This is a genomic window from Saccharopolyspora sp. 6M (assembly GCF_020176775.1).
Classification (GTDB): Bacteria; Actinomycetota; Actinomycetes; order Mycobacteriales; family Pseudonocardiaceae; genus Saccharopolyspora_C; species Saccharopolyspora_C gregorii.
Map to the genome: position 1 here is coordinate 1 of NZ_JAIUJZ010000273.1, position 5294 is coordinate 5294.

At 68.3% G+C, this 5294-nt stretch carries 5 protein-coding genes and 1 tRNA gene; 5 read left to right on the plus strand and 1 reads right to left on the minus strand.

The window, feature by feature from the left end; genetic code table 11:
• The first annotated feature begins 290 nt into the window (after positions 1–290).
• Positions 291–367 (plus strand) — tRNA-Arg (locus LCD31_RS27150).
• Positions 368–1264: 897 nt separating this feature from the next.
• Here LCD31_RS27150 and LCD31_RS27155 read toward each other — a convergent pair.
• The gene (locus LCD31_RS27155; RefSeq protein WP_224962740.1) at positions 1265–2107 is read right to left on the minus strand and encodes a LysR family transcriptional regulator; all 843 of its coding nucleotides are present in this window, start codon (positions 2105–2107) and stop codon (positions 1265–1267) included.
• A gap of 85 nt (positions 2108–2192) precedes the next feature.
• On the opposite strand from LCD31_RS27155, the gene LCD31_RS27160 reads away from it, so the two are divergent.
• From LCD31_RS27160 to LCD31_RS27175, 4 genes are all read left to right on the plus strand, one after another.
• Positions 2193–2495 (plus strand): hypothetical protein, encoded by a 303-nt coding sequence (locus LCD31_RS27160; RefSeq protein WP_224962742.1) that lies wholly within the window; start codon positions 2193–2195, stop codon positions 2493–2495.
• Entirely contained in the window at positions 2492–3244 is a 753-nt protein-coding gene (locus tag LCD31_RS27165; RefSeq protein WP_224962744.1) for an SDR family NAD(P)-dependent oxidoreductase, read from the plus strand. Before LCD31_RS27160 ends, LCD31_RS27165 begins: the two co-directional genes overlap by 4 nt.
• Positions 3241–4248 carry an amidohydrolase family protein gene (locus tag LCD31_RS27170; protein WP_224962747.1) on the plus strand — a complete coding sequence of 336 codons (1008 nt, stop codon included), beginning with the start codon at positions 3241–3243 and terminating at the stop codon, positions 4246–4248. The genes LCD31_RS27165 and LCD31_RS27170 overlap by 4 nt, the downstream gene beginning before the upstream one ends.
• A 332-nt stretch (positions 4249–4580) precedes the next feature.
• Positions 4581–5117 carry an AAA family ATPase gene (locus LCD31_RS27175; protein ID WP_224962749.1) on the plus strand — a complete coding sequence of 179 codons (537 nt, stop codon included), beginning with the start codon at positions 4581–4583 and terminating at the stop codon, positions 5115–5117.
• Positions 5118–5294 lie beyond the last annotated feature (177 nt).

Consider the following 5294-nt stretch of genomic DNA (forward strand, 5'->3'; position numbering starts at 1 on the left):
GGTGCTCTTTTCTTCCCTGCGGTCTGTCTCTGGCGTCTGCTGTTGGGGGCGGGCTTGCTGTTTTTCGGCGGTGGGGGGGGGCGGGGGGGGGCGGGGGGGGGGGGGGGGGGGGGGGCCCCCCCGACGTGCGCGCGGTGATTCCTCTGTGATCTTCCGGCGCGATTCCCGGCGTGGAGCTGTCGATCAGCTTGCCGTTCGATACCGGGTCTGCAACGCCGTTGGCGTCGGTACCACTGTCGACGGAGCGGCCGGTTACCCTGCTTGCTGCAGCTCACGCGAGCGATGTGCGGGCCCTCGTAGCTCAGCTGGACAGAGCAAAGGACTTCTAATCCTTAGGTCGCAGGTTCGAGTCCTGCCGGGGGCGCCACCAGGGGAGACGCCGATATTTTCGGATCTCCTGTGAAGGGGGTTCGGTGGTGATAAAGCACCGGTTCGAGCGTGGCCCGTGTGAGCACAGCGCTTGGTGAGCAAAGGTTTCGGTCTCGTTGTAGACCGCTTGTGCGCGTAGTGGAGCTCGGTCGGATCGATGAAAAGTTCGAGATTCGGCCCGCCTCCCTAGTGGTGCGTGCTACGCGCCCTGCGGCCGCGTCCGCAGCATCTCCGTCGGGCTTGTCGCCAGGTGCTGATCAGTGCCGGTGGAACGCGGCGGACGGCTTGTGTTTTCCGCCGCCTTCCACTGTCGGGGTCGACTCCGGCCGCCTCAACAGCGACCGCACCGACAACGGCACGGCACAGCGCGCCTATCTCGAACCCGGCCCGGACGAACAGGACACGGCCGCACGGGCCCGCCGCGCCCACGCACTCACATCGCAGCTGGTCGACGAATCCGCCCGCGCCATCCACCAGTGACGGGTCGAGACCTTCGATGCCGCTGACCCGAGGGCTAAACGACCTCGTTGACACCGCAGCCGACCTCGCCGCACCCACCAACCGCGTCGGCGATCCCGTGGTACTTGAAGTACGGCGGTACGAGCCTGCTCTCGTGGTCGTTGCGGACTCTGAGGGTGCCGTTGCCCGAATGTCGCTGACCGGGACACGATCTGCCAGCCGGACTGGGGCCCGTCCGATCCGATGCCCTGAGTAGTCGTCGGCAGGTGCGGGGGCGGTGTCGTGATGGCGGCGCCCACCGCCCCCAAGCGTCGTCAGCGTCGCCTTCGGGTGCGGCTAACCCGACCACCAGCGACCAGCCGCGCGAGGAGCACAGTCCGCCGTTGCGGGTAGCGATATACCTCCGGATCTCCGCCGACGAGGTCCACCCGCCAGGCTAGAAGTTCGAAGGTGGTGCGGTGACGGCCGCCTCGATGAGCGCGGCGACCGCGGGACGATGGTCCTGGGCCTGGCGTGCGATGACAACGTGGCTGGGGCCGGCGTCGGTGACGGGGACGCAGATCACGCCCGGCGGGGTCGGCCGCACCAGTGAGCGTGGCAGGACCGAGATCACCCGGCCGATGGTCACCAGCGGGAGGAGTTCGGCGACGGTTTCGATCTCTGGCTCGGCGCCGTCGCCGGGAACATCCTTCCAGCGGGGGAATCGTTCTCCGGCGAGATCGGCGAGCTCGATCGAACGCCGGGCGGCCAAGGGGTGGCCGACCGGAAGCACGGCCACTCGGTCTTCGGTGTGCAGCACCCGGGTTGCGAGGCCATCGGTGTCGTCGAACGGCGTGTAGAGCAGAGCTACGTCGGCCCGGCCGTCCCGGAGGAAGCCCGCCCGGCCCGTGCCGCCGCTGAACACGACATCGATCTCACGTGCGTCCTGGTACTGGGCGTAGCGGGTGAGGATGCCGGACAGCAGGTTCGCGTCACCACCGGGTTTGATCACCAGCCGAACGTGTTCCTCGGCGTCGGCCCGCTGGGCGCTGCTGACCGCCGTCGCCATGGCGTCGAGTGCGTGCCGACCGTGTTCGAGCAGCGCACTACCGGCTGTGGTGAGCGCGACCCGGCGACTCGACCGGGTGAACAGTTGCACGTTCAAGCGTGCTTCGATCCGCTGAATCGTCTTCGTCAGCGCCGGTTGTGCGATCGACAGGCGCTCGGCCGCGCGGCCGAAGTGCAGCTCCTCCGCGACGGTCACGAAGTACCGCAGTTCGCGGATCTCCAGCGAATCCATTCCTGCACGTTATCAGTTTCCGGAAGATGTGTATTGGACATCCCGCGAAGCGGCGGCGTTGACTGGTCTCATGATTAACCACACGATGATCGTCTCGTTCGCCGAGGCCATTCCGGACACCGAGCTGCGGCAGTACCTCGCCGACATCGAAAAAGCGATGTGTGACACCGGCGCCGTGGAAGATTTCGCCGTGCGGCGGCATATCCGGATGCCGGGCGAAGACGCCATTCCGGCTCTGGTCGCGACGGCGATCTTGCAGTTCGGTGTCGCTGACGAAGCCGCGCTGGCGCGGCTGTTCGCGGCGCCGGGCGCGCACGAGGTCATCCAGAAGTGGCAGGCTCGCTACCCGTACCGCGTGGCCTGGGCCAACCACGAGCCGCTGCGATGAACGACTTCGCCGGGAAGGTCGCGCTGGTCACCGGCGCCGGGCGCGGTATCGGCCGGGCCATCGCACTCGGCCTCGCTCATCGTCGCGCGGCGGTCGCTGTCCTCGACCTGGACGAGGCATCGGCCACCGAGACGGCTTCGGCCATCGACAAGTCCGGTGGAACCGCTTTCTCCGCCCGACTGGACATCGCGGACGAGGAATCCGTGGAGACGGCCGTCGGCCGAACGGTCACGACTTTCGGCCGGTTGGACGTGGCCGTGAACAACGCCGCGGTCCCCTCGACCGGGCAGGAGCTCATCGAAATGACCGCGACGGCGTGGGAACGAGTGATAGCCGTCAACCTGACCGGAACGTTCTTCTCGATGAAGCACGAAATTCCTCACCTCGTGCGTGCTGGCGGCGGTGCGATCGTGAACGTGGCCTCCAACGGTGGCCTGTACGCGATCCCGCACGCACCGGCTTATGTCGCGAGCAAGCACGGCGTCGTCGGGCTCACCAAGACGGCCGCGATCGACTACGCGTCCCGGCACGTCCGGATCAACGCTGTTGCGCCCGCGATCACCAGAACGGCGATGTTCGATCAGGTCGCCGTTGGTACGGACATGGCCTCGCAGCAGGAAACGGCCACCCCGTTGGGGCGTCTCGCGAGGCCGGAGGAGATCGCGGAGGCCACCATCTGGTTGGCCTCCGACCAATCCTCCTACGTGACCGGTGTGGTGCTCTCGGTCGACGGAGGGCGGCGAGCATGAGCTCTGAGCGGATCATCGCGGTCGAGGAACACGTCACCACCGATGTGTTCCTCGGCGCCGCACACGGCCTCGCCGTCCACCCCGGTGACGAGGCCGAAGTCGAACTCATGCGCACCGTCGAAAGCTCCGGTCCGACCGCGGCGGCGCTGCATGACATCGACGCACGGGTCGCCGCGATGGACGCGGCCGGGCAGGCGATGGCTGTGCTCAGCACCAACCCGCCGGGAGTCCAGCCCTACTACGCCGAGAACGCGGTGCCGCTCGCGCGCCTGGTCAACGATGCGCTCGCCGAACTCGTCCGCACACACACGGGCCGGTTCGGCGCTCTCGGCGCAGTTGCCCCGCAGAACCCCGAGGCGGCCGCACGGGAGACCGAGCGGATCATGAGTTCACTCGGCCTCAATGGCGTGATGATCAACTCTCACACGCACGGACACTACCTCGACGAGCCGCGGTTCCGGCCTTTCTTGGACGCGGCGGAAGCAGCCCGGGCGCCGATCTATCTCCATCCCCGCTATCCGAGCGCGCTCGCGCCCTACGACGTCTACGGGATGCAAGGCGCGATCTGGGGCTATCAGGCCGAAGCCGGGCTACACGCCATGCGGCTGATCCTCTCCGGGGCATTCGACCGCAACCCGAACCTGACGATCGTCCTCGGCCACCTCGGCGAGGGCATCCCGTACTGGCTCAAGCGGATCGACAACCGTCACGCCTTCGCCGCCGGCACCGCCGGCGCTGCGGGGCCCATGCCCAAGCTGCGGTTGACGCCGAGCGAATACTTCCGGCGCAACTTCGTCATCACGACCAGCGGCATCAACGACGACCGCGTCCTGGAACTCGCCCTGCACGCCGTCGGTGAGGACAACGTCCTGTTCGCCCTCGACGCGCCCTACGAAAACACGAACGACGCTGTCTCCTTCCTGCGCAACGCACCGCTGACCGACGCACAGCGCGCGAAAATCAGCCATAGCAACGCCGAACGCCTGTTCAGGCTGGCCACGTGATGCGAGGGGCATCATGACCGGCAAGCACCGCGTTCTCGCCCGGCCGCCCACTCGCGAGATCATTCCGAAACACGCACCGTTACCGCACGCGAGCGTTCCTGCTCAGCGTAGTCAGGCGCACTCGGATCAAGGCGGTCGCGGTACGCGCCGATGCCTGGCAGGCCTGGCTCGGATCGGCACTGGTGCGCCGCTGCGTGCAGGTCTACCGGCGTGTCGGTTCCTGCTGGTGCACGGGCGGATCCCCGCTGGCCGGGTGTCTGGCCGGACCAGTGTGAACGGCGGTTCTCCCGCTGGCCGTAGCGGCGGTTCTCTAGGGTGAGGGAGTGGGGTCGATGGGAACGGCACAGACCAGGCTGCTGGTGCTGCGCGGCAATTCGGGCAGTGGCAAGACCACCGTGGCCCGAGCGCTGCGCGAGCAGTGCGGTGCCGCGCTGGCTCTGGTCGAGCAGGATTACCTGCGCCGCACCGTGCTCAAGGCCCGGGATACCGCCGACGGGCCGCACTACGGGTTGATCGAGCAGACCGTGCGCTATGCCCTGAACGTCGGCTACGACGTCGTCCTGGAAGGCATCCTGCACCGGGAGCGCTACCACGACCTGCTGACCCGCCTGGCACGTGATCACCTCGGGCCGACCCGCGTGTACTACTTCGACGTCTCTTGGGAAGAGACGCTACGCAGGCACGCCGGACGACCGCAGGCGGCGGCCTTCGGCGTTGAAGAAATGCGCCGCTGGTGGTGCCCGCACGACGTGCTGGGCTGGCCCGGCGAACAGCTCGTGCCGGAGTCGGCGACGGTGGCCGAGACCACCGGCCGCCTTCTCGCCGCGTTGCACCAGGACGCACCGAGCACGCGATTGCGTCGGCAATAATGGTGGGTGTCGTCGAGGGTGGTGGGGACTGAACCTCGGCGGCCGGGCTCCGGGCCGGGCTCTTCGTGCTCGGCAGCCCGTACGGGGAGGGCGGGGGGGGGGGGGCCCGGGGGGGGGGCCCCGCGGGGGGGGGGGGGCGGGGTGGGGGGGGGGGGGGGGCCCCCCCCCGGGGCGCGG